Annotated in this window: 15 protein-coding genes; 7 read left to right on the top strand and 8 right to left on the bottom strand. The window is 46.1% G+C overall.

Translation table 11 applies throughout. The features are described 5' to 3' along the window. Positions 1-2 precede the first annotated feature (2 nt). Positions 3-827, bottom strand: a complete 825-nt coding sequence (locus KJ365_RS07050) for an XrtA system polysaccharide deacetylase (protein ID WP_214451312.1) — start codon at positions 825-827, stop codon at positions 3-5. A gap of 38 nt (positions 828-865) precedes the next feature. Further along, the gene (locus tag KJ365_RS07045) at positions 866-2,275 is read right to left on the bottom strand and encodes a TIGR03013 family XrtA/PEP-CTERM system glycosyltransferase (RefSeq protein WP_214450916.1); all 1,410 of its coding nucleotides are present in this window, start codon (positions 2,273-2,275) and stop codon (positions 866-868) included. A 254-nt stretch (positions 2,276-2,529) separates the two neighbouring features. Here KJ365_RS07045 and KJ365_RS07040 point away from each other — a divergent pair, with 254 nt between their 5' ends. From KJ365_RS07040 to KJ365_RS07025, 4 genes are read left to right on the top strand one after another with little or no spacing between them, the layout of a single operon-like run. Then, on the top strand, positions 2,530-3,165 hold the full coding sequence (locus KJ365_RS07040) for an XrtA/PEP-CTERM system exopolysaccharide export protein (protein WP_214450915.1): 636 nt from the start codon (positions 2,530-2,532) through the stop codon (positions 3,163-3,165). An 18-nt stretch (positions 3,166-3,183) separates the two neighbouring features. Continuing rightward, complete coding sequence (locus KJ365_RS07035) at positions 3,184-4,758, top strand: XrtA system polysaccharide chain length determinant (protein WP_214450914.1); 1,575 nt, start codon at positions 3,184-3,186, stop codon at positions 4,756-4,758. Continuing rightward, positions 4,755-5,765: an XrtA-associated tyrosine autokinase gene (locus KJ365_RS07030; RefSeq protein WP_214450913.1), complete on the top strand. Its 1,011-nt coding sequence runs from the start codon at positions 4,755-4,757 to the stop codon at positions 5,763-5,765. Before KJ365_RS07035 ends, KJ365_RS07030 begins: the two co-directional genes overlap by 4 nt. 2 nt (positions 5,766-5,767) lie before the next feature. Beyond that, the gene (locus KJ365_RS07025) at positions 5,768-7,501 is read left to right on the top strand and encodes a porin family protein (protein ID WP_214450912.1); all 1,734 of its coding nucleotides are present in this window, start codon (positions 5,768-5,770) and stop codon (positions 7,499-7,501) included. Between the two features lie 118 nt (positions 7,502-7,619). Here KJ365_RS07025 and KJ365_RS07020 read toward each other — a convergent pair whose 3' ends face one another. Then, complete coding sequence (locus tag KJ365_RS07020) at positions 7,620-8,678, bottom strand: XrtA/PEP-CTERM system-associated ATPase (RefSeq protein WP_214450911.1); 1,059 nt, start codon at positions 8,676-8,678, stop codon at positions 7,620-7,622. Positions 8,679-8,897: 219 nt separating this feature from the next. Here KJ365_RS07020 and KJ365_RS07015 point away from each other — a divergent pair, with 219 nt between their 5' ends. Continuing rightward, positions 8,898-9,236, top strand: coding sequence for a GIY-YIG nuclease family protein (locus KJ365_RS07015; RefSeq protein WP_214450910.1), 339 nt, complete (start codon positions 8,898-8,900; stop codon positions 9,234-9,236). Here the strand turns inward: KJ365_RS07015 and KJ365_RS07010 are convergent. Continuing rightward, complete coding sequence (locus tag KJ365_RS07010; RefSeq protein WP_214450909.1) at positions 9,207-10,115, bottom strand: DUF350 domain-containing protein; 909 nt, start codon at positions 10,113-10,115, stop codon at positions 9,207-9,209. The two genes, KJ365_RS07015 and KJ365_RS07010, sit on opposite strands and share 30 nt — an antisense overlap. Before the next feature lie 113 nt (positions 10,116-10,228). Here KJ365_RS07010 and glnE point away from each other — a divergent pair, with 113 nt between their 5' ends. After that, complete coding sequence (glnE, locus tag KJ365_RS07005; protein WP_214450908.1) at positions 10,229-13,180, top strand: bifunctional [glutamate--ammonia ligase]-adenylyl-L-tyrosine phosphorylase/[glutamate--ammonia-ligase] adenylyltransferase; 2,952 nt, start codon at positions 10,229-10,231, stop codon at positions 13,178-13,180. Here the strand turns inward: glnE and KJ365_RS07000 are convergent. From KJ365_RS07000 to KJ365_RS06985, 4 genes are all read right to left on the bottom strand, one after another. Then, complete coding sequence (locus KJ365_RS07000; protein WP_214450907.1) at positions 13,167-13,766, bottom strand: TcpQ domain-containing protein; 600 nt, start codon at positions 13,764-13,766, stop codon at positions 13,167-13,169. The two genes, glnE and KJ365_RS07000, sit on opposite strands and share 14 nt — an antisense overlap. A 2-nt stretch (positions 13,767-13,768) precedes the next feature. Beyond that, a complete protein-coding gene (gene lpxL, locus KJ365_RS06995) occupies positions 13,769-14,701 on the bottom strand; it encodes an LpxL/LpxP family Kdo(2)-lipid IV(A) lauroyl/palmitoleoyl acyltransferase (RefSeq protein ID WP_214450906.1) in 933 nt (310 codons plus the stop codon). 50 nt (positions 14,702-14,751) lie between these two features. Beyond that, positions 14,752-15,009 carry a DUF3081 domain-containing protein gene (locus tag KJ365_RS06990; RefSeq protein ID WP_214450905.1) on the bottom strand — a complete coding sequence of 86 codons (258 nt, stop codon included), beginning with the start codon at positions 15,007-15,009 and terminating at the stop codon, positions 14,752-14,754. 100 nt (positions 15,010-15,109) lie between these two features. Then, positions 15,110-15,682 carry an outer membrane beta-barrel protein gene (locus tag KJ365_RS06985; protein ID WP_214450904.1) on the bottom strand — a complete coding sequence of 191 codons (573 nt, stop codon included), beginning with the start codon at positions 15,680-15,682 and terminating at the stop codon, positions 15,110-15,112. Between the two features lie 516 nt (positions 15,683-16,198). On the opposite strand from KJ365_RS06985, the gene KJ365_RS06980 reads away from it, so the two are divergent. Continuing rightward, positions 16,199-18,442, top strand: a complete 2,244-nt coding sequence (locus KJ365_RS06980; protein ID WP_214450903.1) for an acyl-CoA dehydrogenase — start codon at positions 16,199-16,201, stop codon at positions 18,440-18,442. Positions 18,443-18,606: the final 164 nt, after the last annotated feature.

Raw genomic sequence — 18,606 nt, 5'->3', positions numbered from 1 at the left:
GGCTATTTACCAGCGAGTACGTCGGCATATACCTCTTCCATGCTCGACCACCGATAATCTTGCATTAACTTGGTGAGCTTTTTTTCCATTACGTGCAAGTTAACGTAGTGCCGTAATTTAGACTTAAACGGCGCGTTTTGCACGCGAGGCTGATCGGCATCAATTTCCCAAGGGTGAAAGTAAAAGTTATAAGGTTGGTCGTTGCTGCGCAAATACGCTTCTATACGGCGCTTTGATAACCAGTATGGATACAGTCGAAAGTAACCTCCGCCGCCTATGCCCTTATTTTTATCGTTGTTGCGCATAGTGGGTATGGGGATTTCAACGATGCCCTCTTTTCGCGTATAAGCAAAACGCGGCCACTCAGGCACGCCATACAAATCGTGTTCAATTGGGTACGTGCTAGACGAATATGTAAAACCAAGCTCTTTGAGTATCTCATACACCCACTCATTACTGGTATTGACCGAGAAACTCGGTGCTCTATACCCCTTAATGGCCTTCCCTGCTGCTTGCTCAAGCAAATCTTTGCTTTCTTTAATGTCTGCAAACACCTGCTCGCGCGTCATGGTGGTGTTGCGTCGATGGTTTGTGCCATGGCTGGCCAGCTCGTGACCTTCATCTACTATGCGCTTAACCACGTCGGGGCAATGCTTAGCAACCCATCCGAGGGTAAAAAAGGTGGCTTTTACACCATGTTCATTAAACAGGTCGATTAAACGGTGAGTGTTTTTACCTACGCGGGGTTCAATACCCGACCATTCATCGGTAGAAATAACCCCGTCGAATGCCGAAACGTGAAAGTAATCTTCAACATCCACAGTCATTGCGTGAATTCTTGTCTGCGTCTTTGCGTCTTTCACGCTTATCTTCCTTTACCAAACAACACCACTTCAACGGTGCGTATTAAAATTAATATATCGAGCAGTAGACTCTGATGCTTTACGTAGTATAAATCAAATTTAAGTTTTTCGAGTGAATCAGCAACACTCGCGCCATAGGGGTAATTAAGCTGCGCCCACCCTGCTAGCCCAGGCTTTACATTATGGCGCTGAGCGTAATACGGCACCTCTTTCATTAGCGTCTCGACAAACTCTGGGCGCTCTGGTCGTGGCCCAATAAATGACATATCGCCGCGTATAACGTTAATCAGCTGTGGCAACTCATCTATTCGATATTTGCGAATAAATGCACCTATGGACGTAACTCGGCTATCTTCTTTAGAGGCCCACTTTGCCCCGTCTTTTTCAGCGTCGGGCCGCATACTTCTAAACTTAAGAATGTTGAATGGCTCTCCGTCTTTACCCACACGCTCTTGCTTGTAGAGCACCGAGGCGCCGGTGCGCCTGCCGTCGTCAAGATAAATAACAAGTGCTGTAATAAGCATGATGGGCCAGGTAAAAAACAGCAAGATAAAGGCGAGCGTTACGTTTAACCAGTAATCCATGGTTTGTCTAAAATAATTTTGTGACTCAAAGCCGTTAGAATTAATCACCCAACTTGGGTACATCAAGTCCACAACAATTTGCCCCGTCTCGCGCTCCATAAAGTCGAGCAAATCACTTACTTGCACGCCTTTTAAGCGAGCGGTAAAGAGGTCTCTAATGGGTAACGTGCCGCGTCGTTGATCGCATGCAATCACAATTTCGGCAATTTCATTCTCTGCTATGTAATCAATAAACGTGTCGTCGAGTGCGACATTTAATATCTTCTCGTTCTGAATGCCGTCGTTCTTATCGTCGCCCGCTACGGGTATAAACCCTACTAAGGAAAAGTTTGCACGGTCTACATCGCGGCGCATTCTTCTTTCTATGACCGACGCTCTCACTCCTGTGCCAAGTACTAGTAACTTAGGGCGGCTGTAGAAAGCTTCCGTGTTGTGAATAAAGTAACGGAAGATGACTAGGGCCAAAATGATTAATGGCACTGCCATTGGTGCATATAATGGGTGGGGCGCTAAATCACTCACTAGCACATTAGAAATAATCGCGAGTGCGAAAAAGCTTAAGGTAACACTTACAAATATCCGGCGCATAATGCCACGAAACGGCTCACGTAAGCGCCCTTCGTAAAGGCCAACCGACAAATTGATGATGACAATCGAAAGCGTAAATATGGTGACATTAAAAAATGTAACCGCACTATGAGCGCTATAAATGATATCGAGCCATTTAAGGCCAAGCGCGGTAAAATAAGCAACATAGGCGATAATCGCGGCTTCACACACAACTAACTTGTATAAACGCCGACTCTTTACTTGCTTTGATTTAGCCATAGCTTCCCTATTGGTGCTGATTAACGGCGAGCCTAACCTAAGAGGCAATAATCTTTATGGTATAAAATTAATGTTACAGTAACAGTAAAATTCTATGCGCTGTGCATTATAGTGAAAATAAGTGATTGGTAAACACTCAATTTTGATTCACATGTAGTGAAATTCGCTTTTTTTTCGTGCATACTTTGCAGGATAATAATTCATCGGGTTTGCGCCAACGCAAATGGCGATGCTCATGCATTAAGGAAAATAACATGAAACACTCGCGTCAATTGTTAACTGCTATATCGTTAATAGTCGGTAGTTTAGTATTGGGAGGTTGCAGTAGCAATACGGCATTACCTAGCGCCACTTCAAGAGCATCTCTCACTACCGACGTGAACAACTACCAGTACCTAATTGGTCCTGGCGACACCCTAACTATTTTTGTATGGCGTAACCCAGAGATTTCAGGCAACTTCACGGTTCGCCCCGACGGCAAGGTCACCACGTCGTTAGTAGAAGATGTTGAGGTAGCCGGGCGCACCCCCACTATGCTGGCGCGCCAGCTCGAAGAGCAACTATCTACATATATCAATAATCCCCGAGTAACAGTATCAGTTCAACGCTTTGTTGGTCCTTTCAGCGAGCAGGTGCGCGTGATTGGAGAGGCAACCAACCCACAAGCCATCAACTACATTCAACATATGACCCTGCTCGACCTTATGATAGCGGTTGGCGGGCTTACCGAATTTGCTAACGGAAACAACGCAAAGCTTGTAAGAGTGGTAAACGGTGAGCAGCGTTCATTTGAGCTGGATATTGAAGATTTAATCACCGAGGGTGATATTTCAAAAAATGTCGACATTTTACCCGGCGACATCATCATCATTCCTGAAGCTTGGTTCTAGACACTATTGAGAGATTAAATGCAAGATTTACAAGAAACCATCCAACTGATCCTCGATTATTTTAGAGGCATTTGGATACGTAAGCGGTATCTTATTATTTCCTCTTGGTTGTTATGCCCTATAGGCTTTGTGTTTGTGGCTAACTTACCAAATACATACGAATCGAGAGCGCAAGTATTTGTAGATACACGCTCCATGCTCGCACCCTTACTCCAGGGTATTTCGATATCTAGCGACCCTGAGCTTGAAGTGCAAATGATGACTCAAACGCTACTAAGCCGCACCAATGTTGAAATCATCGCACGTGAGTCTGATTTAGATATTACCGCTCAAACAGAGCGTGAATATGAGCAACTCATCATAGATTTAACCCAAGACATTCAGCTTAGACCAGTTGGACGAGATAACGTTTTTACGATTTCATATACAGCAAATGACGCTATATTGGCTCGCACAGTGGTGCAAGAAACCCTTGATTTGTTTGTTGAAGGCTCACTCGTAAACAATAGGCGCGACACCGACACGGCAAATCGCTTTTTAGATGAGCAAATTGCCGATTATGAGTCTCGCTTGGCTACAGCAGAACGAGACCGCGCAGACTTTAGACGCCAGTATGCCGATATATTGCCACTGTCGGGTACCTTTCATAGCAATCTACAAAATATGAGGGAGCAGCTTGCGCAAACTCGCCTAAGCATTAGAGAAGGCGAACAACAAGCAGAGTCGTTGAAAGCAAGGCTCACTGGCAAACGCGCAACCTCCGATAGTTTTTCAGTGCGCGAAGATGGCGCCGAACCTGCCATTACCTCTCGCTTTGATGAACGCATTATTGCCCTAGAAGCAAACTTAGACTTTTTACAGCTACGTTTTACCGACAAGCACCCAGACGTGATTGAAACCATTCAGCTTATAGACTCTTTAAAGGCGGCGCGCGAAAGAGAAATACAAGCCTTTTTGAACCAAGAAGATGGTGACGATATTCCTCTCAATACGCTTAACCAAGAAATCACGCTAGAAATTAGCAAACTAGAAGGCACAATTGCTTCACTCAAAGTGCGTGAGGCAGACTACGTCAGTAAAATAGAAGACCTGCAAAGCAAGATAGATTTGGTACCGCAAATTGAAGCTGAAGGCCAATCGCGTAATCGTAACTACGATATTATAAAAGACAAATACGAAGAACTGCTTGCGCGCAAAGAGTCGGCAGATTTAACCCAACGCGCAGACGCCTCTTCTAACGATTTGCAGTTTAGGATCATACAACCGCCATTAGCACCGCAGGAGGCTACCGGACCTAATCGCATGATTTTTTATACGGTGGTTCTAATTGTAGGTTTTGGTGTTGGCGGAGGTGTCGCGTTTTTACTTAGCCAGATTACCCCTGTGTTAGTTCGCGGCACGCAACTAAGCACCGTGAGCAACTTTCCTATTTTAGGCGCAGTAACGCATCTACAAATAGACGATATTAAGCGCAGGAATCGCTGGCGTATGGTGGTATTCGCTCTCTCCTCAGGCACTATTTTTCTTATCTACCTCACGTTTGTGGTCACCGACCTGCTAAACATTAACCTGCTAAGCGAGATCTTGCCATGAAAAGTACTATAGAGAAGGCCTTGCAACGCCAGCGTGAACAAGAAGCTGCGCGCAAACAAGCCGCAGGCGAGCAGGCCGAAGACAATACCTCAACGTCGCAACCGATGACCGATGATGTGGGCGCCTCTTCAAGTCAAGATACATCACTTGAAAAAGCCGTCAGCATGCAACAGTCATCAGCTCATGAACAAATTGCAAACAACGCCACAGACGGTCAAGCTAATCAAGCGGGGGCTGACAAGGCTGCGCCTAATGGCGTGTCTTCAAAGTCATTGACAATAGATGTTGAAGCCCTAGAAAAGCAGGGCTTTGTAACCCTTAGCAATGCAAGGCGCCAAATTAACGAAGAGTACCGCGAAATAAAACGCAAGTTACTGTCGAACGCGTTTGGCCCACTTTCAAAAACCTTGCCTAATAGCAATATCATCATGGTGAGCAGCCCAAGGCCCTCGGAAGGGAAAACATTTACCGCCGTAAACCTTGCAATGAGCATCGCTGCCGAACAAGACAAAACAGTACTCTTAGTCGATGCAGACGTGCTCAAATCTAATGTGCTCAGAACGCTGGGCGTTGACGAACAAAAAGGCTTGATGGACTATTTGCTTGGCAACGTAACAGCCTTAAGCGATGTGATTTATAAAACCAACATACCTAAACTACGCGTAATACCCGCTGGCTGTGAGCATCACTTGTCTACCGAGTTATTAGCCAGTGGCAGCATGAATGACATTGTGAATGAGTTTTCGACTCGCTACTCCGACCGCGTGGTCATTATTGATACCCCACCGATTATCGGAATCAACGAGTCGGCCATACTGGCAAGCTTTGCAGGCCAGGCGGTTATGGTGGTTGAAGAAGGCCGCTCAAAGCTACAAGACATTCATGAAGCGGTGAGACGCTTAAACCCCGACATGGCCATTGGCTTTGTGGTCAACAAGTCTATCGCCGAATCAGAATCTGGCGGCTATTATGGCTATGGCAGCTACGGCGCCGAGCGAGACAGCTAGTCATGCAAGCAAACCTCAAGGAAGGGTTAGGCAACAAATTGGGCTATAAGTTAGCTCTTTTGCCACTGCTGTGCGCCTATGCGCTCCATACTCATGCCGACGTGAATATCAACGCAGGCGTAAGCACTGAATTTGTGAAGCAAACGGTAGACGATGTAGACCGCGCCGTCACCTTGGATTCTGACAACATCATTGTTCAGCCATTTTTGAGCCTAGCCTATGGCGCGCGAGATATAGATGCCTTCATCAGTATTGAGCATAATCACGTTAGGCGCTCTCTTGAAAGCGAAGACGTCACAAACAACTTTACAGACTTTAGGTATCGCACGCAGTATAGAATGCTGTCGAACCTTTTAAGTTTGAATGTTAGCGGTGGCCAATCGTACCGCTCGCTTCGGGAAAACTCATTTTTGGTCGATGACTTTTTGTTTAATGAAGGTAACTTAAGTAAAAACACCACCAATCGGGCGTCATTAGATTTTATTCTCCCTGCGGGCGAGATTGTGGGTATTCGCTCAAGTTTGGCCATGAATTCGTTACGTTCCACACCAGAAAACCCCGAGGTTGACCCTAGTTTCATTGGCAACTTAGACAGTGATACTTACAGTGCAAATGTTGGCTTTACGAGCGGACGAGATTTACGCCCTTTTCTTTACCGCCTCGACCTACAGGCCGCAGAAAGTAAACGAGAGCGTCAGAGTGATTTTCAAACAGAGTCAGTCGATTTAACACTAGGTACAAACATATTCTCAGATTTCAGCATCCGCTTGTTAGGTTTTGTTGAAAACAACGAAGTATCAGATGACAACGTAGGCGAAGAGCAAAGCCAAATACTTCGCGAGTTTTACTCCTATGGCGTAGGCATAGCCTGGCAACCTAGCGAAAACCGATTTATTGAGCTGGGCTTCAATCGCTCCACAACCTCTAGCCAAAGCTTCACCGACGAAGAGCCCCAGCCAGATGAAGAAAACGACTTTTTAAGCCTAGACATGAACTGGGCATTTTCTGGGCGTACAAACCTAAGCGCCAACTATGCGCGGCGTTTTTTTGGTGACTCAGCACAGCTAGACTTTTCTCATTCGTTACGAAACTGGCGAAGCAGCATTACCTACCGCGAAGATGTAAATACCAACTCTCAATTGTTTTTAAACCAGCAACCTGGCGTGTTGGTCTGCGCCAACGGCAGCACAGATATATCAGACTGCTCATTATCTGAAAATATCAACCCCGACAACTTAGCACCCGGTGACTTTTTATTGCCTGTGGTAACGTCGTCGTTAGATTTGAACGACCGCGTCATCATTCGTAAAAACTGGACGGCGCAAACCTCGTTTGACCGCCGTCGCACTACCATCACCGCATCGGTAACTGCCAGCGATGACGAAGAAGTGGAAATTCAACGCAACGCCAATACGCTCTCCGGCCGCTTGGGCGCCGTCGTTAAGATCAGCCCACGCTCTAGCATTAAGCTAAATGCCCAGTACTTTGACGTTGAGCAAGAATTTGAAGGCGAGCTTTCAGACTCCATTACCAAAGAATTTGAGCTTGAGTTTGAGCGCCAATTCTCGCGCCGACTATTTGCGTCAGTAGGCTTTCGTTATTTAGATAGAGATGGATTTATACAAAACGTGTTTGGCGGAGTCGGAGGCGGTGCGCAACTATTCGGCATCAATGGCCCGTTCACCGACCGACGCATTTCAGCTGAAATACGCTACGAGTTCGACTCTAGTCGCTAAACAAAAAAGAGCATCGATTATGATGCTCTTTTTGTATATGGCTTATTTGTAAATGGCGAATCGTATATGAGCCAGTCACCTGCAGCTTGGTTGCTCGCACATAACCTGCAAACTCCCCCTAGTCGTCTTTTTTCAACCGCACATAAGCTTGGTACTTCTGCTTCAACATCTTATCGATATACTGCGTCAGCTTTATCTTATGCTTAATTGCGTCGTCTAATGCATCTACCAACTCGCCAAGCATCTCTTTGTAGTACTTTGCGTCTTGAATGGTGTTGCCATTAGGGGTAATAAACGCTGTTTCGGGGCGCTCGGCTGGGGCAGCATGGGTTTGTTGGCGCTCATCCACAAAGCCTGCTTTTGAAATAAACATCTCGGCTTTGACTTCTTCAATCACTTGCTTAACCGGTTCAAGCTCAAACGTTTCGAGCTCTTCTAAAAAGCCAAACAACAAAATACGATCCATAAGCGTATTCACTTTGCGCGGCACGCCGTTGGTAAATTGATAAATTGCGTCGAACGATTCTTGCGTGATCAAGTCCTCTCTTTCACAACCTGCAAAGTGCAAGCGGTGCTCAATATACTCCTGCATTTCTTCACGGTTAAGAGGCGTAAGGTGGCACGACGCCACAATGCGCTGTCTAAACTGCTCCATATTCGGCGCACGCAATATGGGCTGCAGCTCTGCTTGTCCGAGTAAAAAGCTTTGTAGTAGAGGTTTGCCATTTAGCTGAAAGTTAGACAGCATACGCAGCTCTTCAATTGTCTCAAGCGGGAGGTTTTGTGCTTCGTCCACTAGTAACAGGGCTCGCTTGCCGTTGCGGTTAAGTTGCTGCAAAAACTTTTGAATACTCTCGAGTAAATCTGATTTTGATTTATCTTCGGCGGGCAAGTTAAATTTAGATGCCACCATTTTTACCAACTCGTCGGGCGAGAGCTTTGGTGTCACAATTTGGGCGGCGTAAATGTCTTCTTCTATGTTACTGAGTAAGCTATTGGCAATGGTGGTTTTGCCGGTACCTATATCGCCGGTGATAACGATAAACCCTTCGGCTTGCGACAACCCATATTGCAAATAAGACATCGCTCTTTTATGCAGTTTACTGGCAAAAAAGAACTTAGGATCGGGGGTGAGCTGGAATGGTTTAGAGTTGAGGCCGTAATAACTTTCGTACATATTTAATTTCCAATACCTGATACAAACTGGCTACTTGGCAAGCTTCCTTGCTTTAAGATGCGCAGGATTATACACCAATTGTGCGAATAAAAGGCAATTGTAAGAGAGGATTTTTGGATGTTTGGCTACTGCAAAACGGCAAAAAGCTCGATTTTACTAAAACGCAGGGTATGATGAGGCTTTATCAACGTAAACCAACCGCTTAAACCGAGTAAATTATTGGCCAATTCAACGCAAGTAAAACCGTGGTTTTTGTATCTTGTGCAAAACGTACAAAACAGCCTATACACAGGCATCACCCTCGACGTTGCAAGACGCTTTGCTGAACATCAAGCGCAATCTACTAAAACCGCTAAGGCGCTAAAAGGCAAAGCTCCTTTGCGCTTGATGTATGCGGCGCAACTGCAAAGTCATGGCGATGCCCTGCGCGCTGAAATATGGGTAAAAAAACAACCGAAAAAAACCAAGCTAGCGCTGATTGCAGGCGCCCAAGCCTTGCCTTTTGACCATATTGTGCAAAAACTACCTTTACCCAACCACCAAGATATTGCTAAATAACAAGGCAATACCCATCGCTAACACCGCCTCTATGCTTGCCACACCTACATTGTGTTGCAGAGCTACCTCTCTACGAAAGTTAACTCCATATAGCACTACACGCTTGGTCAGTGAACTCAAAAGCATTAATAACAAGGCCATACTCAAGCCAACAATTAACCACCCGGTGATATTGCTCACATAGGCCGTTGCGTCGTATTGTAAAATGTTACCGGCGGCCGATACGGCAATGGCCGTGCCGATTAAGTTACCGCTGTGTTGCACAGCAAGGGCAAGCTGCCCCTTACACAATGTGCGCTGAAAGGAGTTGTCTTGATTGTATTCGGCATAACGATATTCGTACAGGCGCGTGACCATAAGTAAGACCAAAAGCACTACCGCGGTGCCAGATACGATTGCCACAATGGCATTCATGTCGCTACCTTGTGCCCACTCTATAATGCTCTTGGTGATAATGGCGCAAGAAACGGCGCTTGCCGCGTCGACTAGTGCGACAGACACATTTTTCTCGCTAATCATTTTGTCTTTGTCAAAGCGATTGAGCACAATTTTGTCGTGACCCCAGCGCCCTACTTTTACCAAGAAGATGCCTAAGGTACCAAACATGAGCATGCCCATTGCAGCCACGTCATACCCCATTCCAACATGCCGCCCTACTACCGCCGACAACACAATGGTCAGTGACAACATGCGCCCGGCGATACTAATGCCAAAGGCAAAATTATCACGCTCGCCTAGCTCATCTCGCACGCTGATTTTTGAAAACACCGCAGCCAAAGCGCGTATCGCTAACAGCAGTACGACTGCTATGCCGATATCGATAGCGAGATATAAGGGTAAATCTGATGAAAGCGAGTTGAGTGTAACTAATTGTTCCATATACATCCGAAGGTTAACATTAGCGCGAAGACTGTGTATTCATAACGCTGAATATAATATGATGGATACACTTATTTCGCAAAGCCTCATGCAACTTGTGGTGTTTATATATCATGCCTTCTGCTCACGTTAAATCTGCCTTACTCAGTTTGAACAATGCCATGCGCGCGCTCAATAACGACGCTAGCGATGATAATGAAACGCTACAGCACACTGAAGCGACATTTGACGAAGACCTTGTTCACGTTCTTCATTCCAGTGACTTTGTTTGTCGCACTTGTGAGCGCTATCCTGCGGGTATGTTAGCGATTTTTGAGTCTATCGAAGATGCATCGCACCAGACCTTACAGCAGTTTAAAACACGATATCAATCCGAACTCAAAAGCGCATTAGAAGCCTGTGACACCGAAGCGGCGATGATGGAAGCGATTCGCCATTACCGTCACCTGCAAATGGCACGTATCGGTTACTTAGATTTACTGCACAAGCAAGATATTGTGCAGTCGATGCACGCGGTCTCAGCACTGGCCGATGAGCTTGTGTCGCAAACCTATATGTGGCTATTTCAACAAGCGGTAAACAAACATGGCTTGCCCCAACCCATGCAGCATTTGCAAATTATGGCCATGGGTAAACTCGGCGGACACGAACTTAACTTCTCATCAGATATCGATCTTATTTTTGCATATCAGCAGGCCGGCACTACCACCGGGCATTCACTTTCGGGTAAAAGCAAACCCTTAGAGCATCAAGTATTTTTTACGCGTGTCGCACAAAAGCTCATTTATGCCCTTGATCATATTACCGAGCACGGACGCTGCTACCGAGTAGACATGCGCCTGCGCCCTCTTGGCGAGTCTGGCCCCTTGGTGATGAGCTTTGCCGCCTTTGAAAGCTATTATCAAGAGCAAGGCCGGGCATGGGAGCGCTTTGCCATGCAAAAGATGCGAATCATCAACCCCGATCACCATAGCGACGAACTTCACGGCTTAGTACAACCCTTTGTCTATCGACGTTATGTCGATTTCACGACCCTAGACGCTATTCGAGAAATGAAGCACCTCATCGAAAAAGAGGTCAGACGGCGCCAGCTCAAGCAAAATATCAAGCTCGGTAAAGGCGGCATTCGCGAAGTGGAGTTTTATGTGCAGGCGCTACAGCTGATTCATGCGGGGCGCGAGCCACAATGCCAGTTAGTCAGTACGCTAGGTGCATTAAAAGCCTTAACTGAGCACCAGTTTATTGACCCAAAAGAGGCCAGTACGCTTGAAAGTCATTATTGCTATTTGCGCACCGTTGAGCACTACCTACAAATGTTCAACGACCAGCAAACTCAAGTACTCCCGGATAATGACAAAGACCAGCAGCGTTTATGTACGCTCCTCTCGCTGCCTAATTTTGAGGCTGTGCTGGCAAAAATTGAAACCACCATGCTGGGTATCAACGATATCTTTATGGCGTTAATTGCCGACACCAATGAAACCATTCAGATAGACGACAACACAGCTTCGGGCCATACGTTTGACGACCTTTGGGATCTTGATTTAAGCGAACAAGAGGCCATTGCGCTTTTTGATGAAGCGCTTGAACATGATGACATTGTGTTTTTACGCACCCACATCCATGAGTTTAAACAAAAGCTAGAGGTCAACGCGGTGAGCGAACGAGGCTTGCGCTCCATCAATCGCCTACTGCCGGTTATATTAAATGAGCTAAGCATCGATGAAAAGGCGCTCAGCCAAGCGCAAGTGCGCGGTGTTTTTGGTATTTTACTGGCCATTACTGGCCGCACAACCTATGTGGATTTATTGCTCGAAAACCCAATGGTAAGAAAGCGGTTATACGATTTGAGCATAAAGAGTCACTGGGTGGCCGAGCAAATAGCCTTACACCCTATGCTGCTCGACGAGCTACTTCAACCGGTATACTTGCAATCTGACCAACTCAGCCTCGCCCAGTGGAAAAGCCAGTGCCAAGATGAGCTCAGGCGAGACATGCTGCGCATCGACCCACAGGACATCGAAGCGGTCATGGATGGCCTGCGTCAGTTTAAAAATGCTGCGCAGCTTCGTATTGCCGCGGCCGATTTAAGCGGCACGCTGGCGATTAATCAGGTGAGCGATAAACTGACCTTGCTGGCAGAAGTGATTCTTGAGCGAGTGCTCGATTATGCATGGCAACACACCACGCAAAAGTATGGCACACCCCAAGGCCAGTCTTTTGAAAATAAAGGCTTTGGCATTGCCGCTTACGGTAAGTTTGGCGGCATAGAGCTAAGCTACGGCTCTGACTTAGACATCGTATGTTTGTATGATGCAGATAGGCAGGGCGAAACCGACGGCCTTGGCTCGTTGAAAAAGCTCTCCACGCAAGACTTTTACATAAAGCTTGTACAGCGCCTTACCCACCTTTGCATCACCAAGTGCTACCACGGTATTTTGTATGAAATAGATTTGCGACTGCGGCCATCGGGTAATTCTGGCCTCTTAATCAGTCATGTCGATAGCTTTGCAGAGTATCAAAGCGACACTGCATGGACTTGGGAGCATCAGGCCTTGGTGCGCGCTCGGTATGTGATTGGCGGTAGCGATTTACAAACCCGGTTTGATGAAATACGCAAACACACCCTTGCACGAGAGCGAGACATTCCTGAGCTACGTAAGCGAGTGTTTGAAATGCGCGAAAAAATGCGCGAGCACTTGAACAAAACCAAAGGCGACGAGCTTGATGTCAAACAGTGTAGCGGCGGCATTGTCGATATTGAGTTTATTGTGCAGTTTTGGGTATTAGCTTACTCATGTGAGCATTCAGCACTGCTTGAATGGTCAGATAACCTTAGGTTACTTGAAATTATTGAGCGTGAAGTGCCCGGGCATGCTCAAGATGCTGCGGTGCTTGCAAAACATTACCTTGCGCTGCGCCATGTCGCGCATCGTATTCAATTGTCTCAGCGTAACTTTGCGTATAGTGATGAAAAGCTAATGACAAAACTCTCTGCGGTAGCGCAGATATACCATCAGGTGTTTGAGCAGCAAAGCGCTGTGCAGCATACTAAAAGCGTCTAACGCGTTTGCATAACCTGTCGAGGGCGGGGTCTTGTTGGTCGGTAATGACCATAACGCGCTGGCCTTCACAGTAGTAGACTTTCACTGCGCCTAAAAAGTTAGAGTCTATTGCCCCGGCTAGTTCGTTCAGCATTCCCACTACGGTGTTTTCAGATAAAAAACGGCCTGAGATAATAAAATCTTGGCTTAAGTGCCATACCAAATCCATACCTTCTGCTTGCACGTGTGCAATTGTGTTTTCTTTTAGCGTGCTATCTACACTAAACGAACGAACTTTGTAGGTGCCACGCCAATTAAACGCGCGGCCTGGGTTTGGGTTGGGTCGCGTTGCGGCTATAATTTGTTGATCTAGAGATGTTTCTGGAGGGGGCAGTAAAATGACGTTTTCACCAAATTTCTCGTCTATTTTTTTATCTGACACCATGCCAAACTCTTCATAAAAGCTTGCCATGTTGGTTTCGATAGAGCGCTTTTCAATGGGCATGCCGTTTTCGTCAAGCGCAGGCTCCGGCATAAATTTGATCACCAAAAAAGCGCCTATCACCACAAATACAATGATTAAGATTCGTTTTGCCCAAAAACCCATGTTTACTCATAAAGTGATTGCGGTGCTGACTCAGGCCGCGTTTTAAACCTTTTGTGCATCCAAAGATAACTTTCCGGTTGCTCTTTGATGAGGGTTAATAAGTCTTCGTTTAACCGAGTTAATGCACGCTCTTTATCTTTATCGACCAAATAATTATTTACTGGATAGCATTTGATGGTATAGCCAGACTTGGTGTATTGAGAGCTGATTAATACCGGCTCGCAGTTTGCGCGCTCAGCAAACATAAGCGTTCCGGTAGTGGTCGCGGTTTGTTCAACGCCGCCAAACGGGACAAAAATACTTTGCGCCGCGCCGTAGTCTTGATCAGGCAAATATAGGCCAATTTCACCTTCGTTTAACGCCTCAATAAGGGCTTTAGCGTTGCGCTTGTGGATCATATATTTGTTAGCGCGATTGCGGCCATGATATTGGAAATAATCCATCAACGGATTGTTATGCTTGCGATAAAACGCAATGCTCGGATGACTGTAGCCTATTGCTCTGCATGCAAACTCTAAATTGACGTTATGCAGCGCCAGCCCAAACACCCCTTTGCCTGTGGCCAAGATATTGTCGATATGCTCAAAGCCTTGAAAGGTAATATGTTTTTTCACTCGCCAATCGGGCCACCACCAACCCATGGCGGTTTCAAACAAGGCCATGCCGGTGCGATCGATGTTCATTTGAAAAACTCGGTCAACTTCTTGGGGTGACCACTCGGGGAAGGTCAAGGCAATATTGCGCCGCGCGATGGCAACACGTTTGGGCGCTAACACGCCTAGCAGACGCCCAAACCCTTTACCTAGCAATAAGATAACGCGATAAGGCAGCCACGTAATGAGATACAACACACCGGCGCCAAGCCACACGTGCCAAAAATGAGGAAGTAAAAAACGCGCCTCAAATTGAGGGGCTTTGATAGAATGTTGAGACAAGATAAACCTATGAATGCCAATCGTTTAGCGTCATAGATTAGCACAAATGCTTAAAAAGCGCTGTCGATAGATTTAAGCTTTTTTTCGAACGCCTCGTAGTGACTGCTCGACTCGTAATCGAAGTGGTATTGGTTATGAAATCCAAAGCTCAATTTTACCAATGCATCTTCGAGGTACACGGTATATCCGTCAAAATCGGTATAGGCCTTTACGCCTTGCAACGTATAAGCCTCACCCATGTGGTCGCCGTGCTGACGAATTTTGTCAAACACGCGCAATAGTAGTTTTGAATCTAGCTCGTTTTTCACGTTTGCTCCTATTGATGTAGGGGTTATCTATCGCAAAAACGCTCGCAACATGATGACCTTACACACTAACTTGTTCGTTGTCAGTGCCGGCATAGATCACTTAAAAGTTAAGGCGCACGCCAATATGGGCCGCGTTAGCATTGTAGCCTTGTTCGCCATTAATATACTCCACCTCAAAGCGAACCATTGCACTTCGAAACACATGAAAATCAAAACCCAGTCCAATGACACCTGCGATAATACCTTCATCAATTTCACACAAACCTGGGGTAACGATATTTGGCTCACATACTAGCTGACCAACGCTTTCAACTTGCGCATTAACATGCGCCACGCCGACTCGATAAAAAAGTTCACCATACTGATTACGTGCTTTTCCAAGCGCCGACACCGACAATGCGTAAAAGTCTGACGTACTTGAACCAAATTCTGGAAACGTGCCAGAGTCCTCGTTACCTAGGCCTTGAAAGGTACCTTCTACATACCATTGTTCAGTGAGTTCATAGCCCACACCGAGCTTGTAGCTTAAGCCTTCTGTTTCAAAGGTGTCGATATCGTTGTTTGCATACCCCAATGAAACAACACCATACATATTTTGCTGTGCAAAGGCGCTGGAACAAAACGCGACTAGCGCAATGAGTAGTGCGTAAGATGTAAAAGTTTGTTTGATCATGTGGCAATAGCTCTCTTTAAGTGTTGAGTAAAATATGTAAATTATCCTTTGAACCCAGTCTTCACTACTACGGCGCGGTGCGTTAACGCCATTTTAGTGAGGTTGCGCTCTGCTATATCTTTATTTACGCCAAAAACCCGTCTTTTTCTGAATATGAAGAAATCTGCGTTCGTTTGTGTATTTTTTACGCACGTTTCATACCTTTTCGTGCTTTTTAGCGGCTTTTCGATGCTTTTTTCTTTGCACGCTTGTGTACTTTATTAAATATTTTGTACTTTTTTGTGCTTCTAAAACTTAAAGCAAAATCTTTGCCAACTTCTGTTCTAAATATTTTGCCAAATCAGCAGACATAGTTACCGCGAGAATGTGCGCGCCATACATCAGTATAGAACAACAAGCCCTACTTTCACGTGGAATGTGTACATTACATTGTGCAAATATCAAACAATTGACCTTTTAATTGTTTTATGTTTTCATACACCAAACCAACTGGTCAGATGAGCGGATAAGTTAATTATGAGTATTAGAACTAGCCTTAAAAAAGTATTACCTCCTATTTCAGTCACAGAGCAGGAAGCACTCGATGCGGGCGACGTTTGGATTGAATCGTCAATTTACCAAGGCAAGCCTGACATGCATGCATTGCGTCAATTACCGCAAGCTAAGCTTAGCGCCGACGAGCAAGCATTTATGGATGGTCCAGTACAGACCCTTTTAGAAATGATCGACGATTTCGAGCTGCAAAACTCTGAGCACATTCCTCAGGAAATGTTAGATTTCTTGGGCAAAGAGAAGTTTTTCTCGATGATCATTCCGAAGAAATTTGGCGGTCTAGAGTTTAGCCCGTACGCAAACTCAACCATCGTAGCGACTATCGCTGCGCGCAGCGGCGCAATTGCTGTTACTGTAATGGTCCCTAACAGCTTAGGCCCAGGCGAGTTGTTAATGCACTACGGAACTGAAGATCAGCAAAATTACTGGTTGCCACGCCTAGCCGTTGGCCAAGACATTCCATGTTTTGCATTAACCAGCCCAGAAGCAGGCTCAGACGCCGGCTCTATCCCAGATGCAGCCATTGTGACCAAAGGCCAATGGGAAGGCGAAGAAGTCATTGGCCTTCGCGTATCTTGGGACAAGCGCTACATCACCCTTGCACCTATCGCAACGGTATTAGGCCTAGCGTTTAAAGTATTCGACCCAGACCAACTTTTAGGCGAGAAGCTTGAGCTCGGTATTACTTGTGCACTGCTTCCAAAATCTCACCCGGGTGTTGAGCTTGGTAACCGTCACGACCCAATGGGCGTGCGTTTTTATAACGGCACAACACGCGGTAACGATGTATTTATTCCAATGGACTTTATCATTGGTGGCCAAAAGAACATCGGTAAAGGTTGGCAGATGCTAGTGAGCTGCTTAGGCGCAGGCCGCGGTATCTCACTTCCAGCAATGGGCGTAGCAACGGCACAAGCTGCGTTTAAATCTACCGCTGAATATTCATTTGTACGTGAGCAATTTGGCGTGCCCATTGGCCGCTTTGAAGGCATTCAAGACAAGCTTGCCGATATTGCCGGTAAAACATTCTTGCTAGAAGCGATGCGCGTATTAACCACTGAAGGCCTCGGCGAAGGCATTAAGCCATCGGTTGTGACCGCAATTGCAAAGTATCACATGACCGAACTTGGTCGCGACGTGATGAACTCAGCGATGGACGTACAAGCAGGTAAAGCGATTCAACGCGGGCCACAAAACACCCTTGCTAATGGCTATGCTGCCCTTCCTATTGCCATTACGGTAGAAGGCGCGAATATCCTTACTCGTAACCTCATGATCTTTGGTCAAGGTGCAATGCGTTGTCACCCACATTTGAAAGAGATGGTTGACCTTATTCATAGCAACGACAGCAGTGCAGACGGTGCGTTTAACAAAGTACTAGGCAAAACCGTTGCCTTTAGTGTTAAAAATGCCTTCCGCAGTAAAGTAAACAGCTACTTGCCGTTTATGCGCAATGCAGAGTCTAGCTTGGTAGAAGTGCGTCCATACGAAAAACGTTTGAATGCATTGTCGGCAAAACTTGCACCACTTGCCGATTTGTCGCTATTAGTACTTGGCGGCGACCTGAAAAAAGCAGAGCTTTTATCTGCTCGCTTAGGTGACGTAATCAGCTATGTCTATGCTGGTATGGCTGCGGTTCGTTTTTACGAGCAGCGTGTACAAGACCGTCAGCAAGCCCTTCCATTCTTTAAATATGCGATGGAATGGTCATTGCAACAAGGCGAAAAAGCGATTGTGGATTTTGTAAACAACTTCCCGAATATGCCTACTCGCTTGTTAATGCGCGGTTTAACTAACACTTACACGTCTTCTGTTAGCGGCATCAGCGATGACTTGATCAGAGAGCTATCGAATGCGGCACTGCAAGACACCAGCATTAAAGCGCAGCTAACGCACCTTGTTAAGCCAATTGCAGGTGATGGTAACGACATTAACGAACAAGCATTTAAAGCAAAACATGCTGCAATGCCGTTATTGTCTAAAGTACAAAAGGCCTTGCGTAAAGCGCCGGTTGTACCGTTTATCTCGTTTGAAAATGCCGTTAATAAGCTACATGAGAATGGCGATTTAACTGAGCAAGAGGTTGAAACCTTGCTAAGTTACAACGAAAAACGCAAGTTAGCGGTACGAGTGGATGAGTTTACGTTTGATATGGTCGACGTTAACACACTCGAGCAAAGCCCTGAAAAGGATGCAGACGCAGCGTAAGCCGCCATCTGCTAAAAGCCTAAAAGTAGAATGCCAGTCAGCTAAGCTGACTGGCATTTTTTGTTTCTCACGTGCAAACACCTAGCAAAATCTCAGCTTAGGCTTAGCCCCCCAAACAAACGCATATTGAGCACTTTTTAAACATTGCGTCTACACGCCTTTTC

The organism is Glaciecola sp. XM2 (assembly GCF_018595715.1).
Classification (GTDB): Bacteria; Pseudomonadota; Gammaproteobacteria; order Enterobacterales; family Alteromonadaceae; genus Glaciecola.
The sequence above is the reverse complement of the archived record's forward strand: the minus strand, read 5'-3'. Positions and strand labels throughout refer to the sequence as shown.

What these genes read in the sequence shown, in the direction of transcription:
- KJ365_RS07020 (WP_214450911.1), bottom strand. Translation starts at nt 8,678, where the DNA reads ATGTACGAAAGTTATTACGGCCTCAACTCTAAACCATTCCAGCTCACC.
- KJ365_RS07030 (WP_214450913.1), top strand. Translation starts at nt 4,755, where the DNA reads ATGAAAAGTACTATAGAGAAGGCCTTGCAACGCCAGCGTGAACAAGAA.
- KJ365_RS07025 (WP_214450912.1), top strand. Translation starts at nt 5,768, where the DNA reads ATGCAAGCAAACCTCAAGGAAGGGTTAGGCAACAAATTGGGCTATAAG.
- KJ365_RS07000 (WP_214450907.1), bottom strand. Translation starts at nt 13,766, where the DNA reads ATGGGTTTTTGGGCAAAACGAATCTTAATCATTGTATTTGTGGTGATA.
- KJ365_RS07010 (WP_214450909.1), bottom strand. Translation starts at nt 10,115, where the DNA reads ATGGAACAATTAGTTACACTCAACTCGCTTTCATCAGATTTACCCTTA.
- KJ365_RS07050 (WP_214451312.1), bottom strand. Translation starts at nt 827, where the DNA reads ATGACTGTGGATGTTGAAGATTACTTTCACGTTTCGGCATTCGACGGG.
- KJ365_RS07035 (WP_214450914.1), top strand. Translation starts at nt 3,184, where the DNA reads ATGCAAGATTTACAAGAAACCATCCAACTGATCCTCGATTATTTTAGA.
- KJ365_RS07045 (WP_214450916.1), bottom strand. Translation starts at nt 2,275, where the DNA reads ATGGCTAAATCAAAGCAAGTAAAGAGTCGGCGTTTATACAAGTTAGTT.
- KJ365_RS06980 (WP_214450903.1), top strand. Translation starts at nt 16,199, where the DNA reads ATGAGTATTAGAACTAGCCTTAAAAAAGTATTACCTCCTATTTCAGTC.
- KJ365_RS06985 (WP_214450904.1), bottom strand. Translation starts at nt 15,682, where the DNA reads ATGATCAAACAAACTTTTACATCTTACGCACTACTCATTGCGCTAGTC.
- glnE (WP_214450908.1), top strand. Translation starts at nt 10,229, where the DNA reads ATGCCTTCTGCTCACGTTAAATCTGCCTTACTCAGTTTGAACAATGCC.
- KJ365_RS07040 (WP_214450915.1), top strand. Translation starts at nt 2,530, where the DNA reads ATGAAACACTCGCGTCAATTGTTAACTGCTATATCGTTAATAGTCGGT.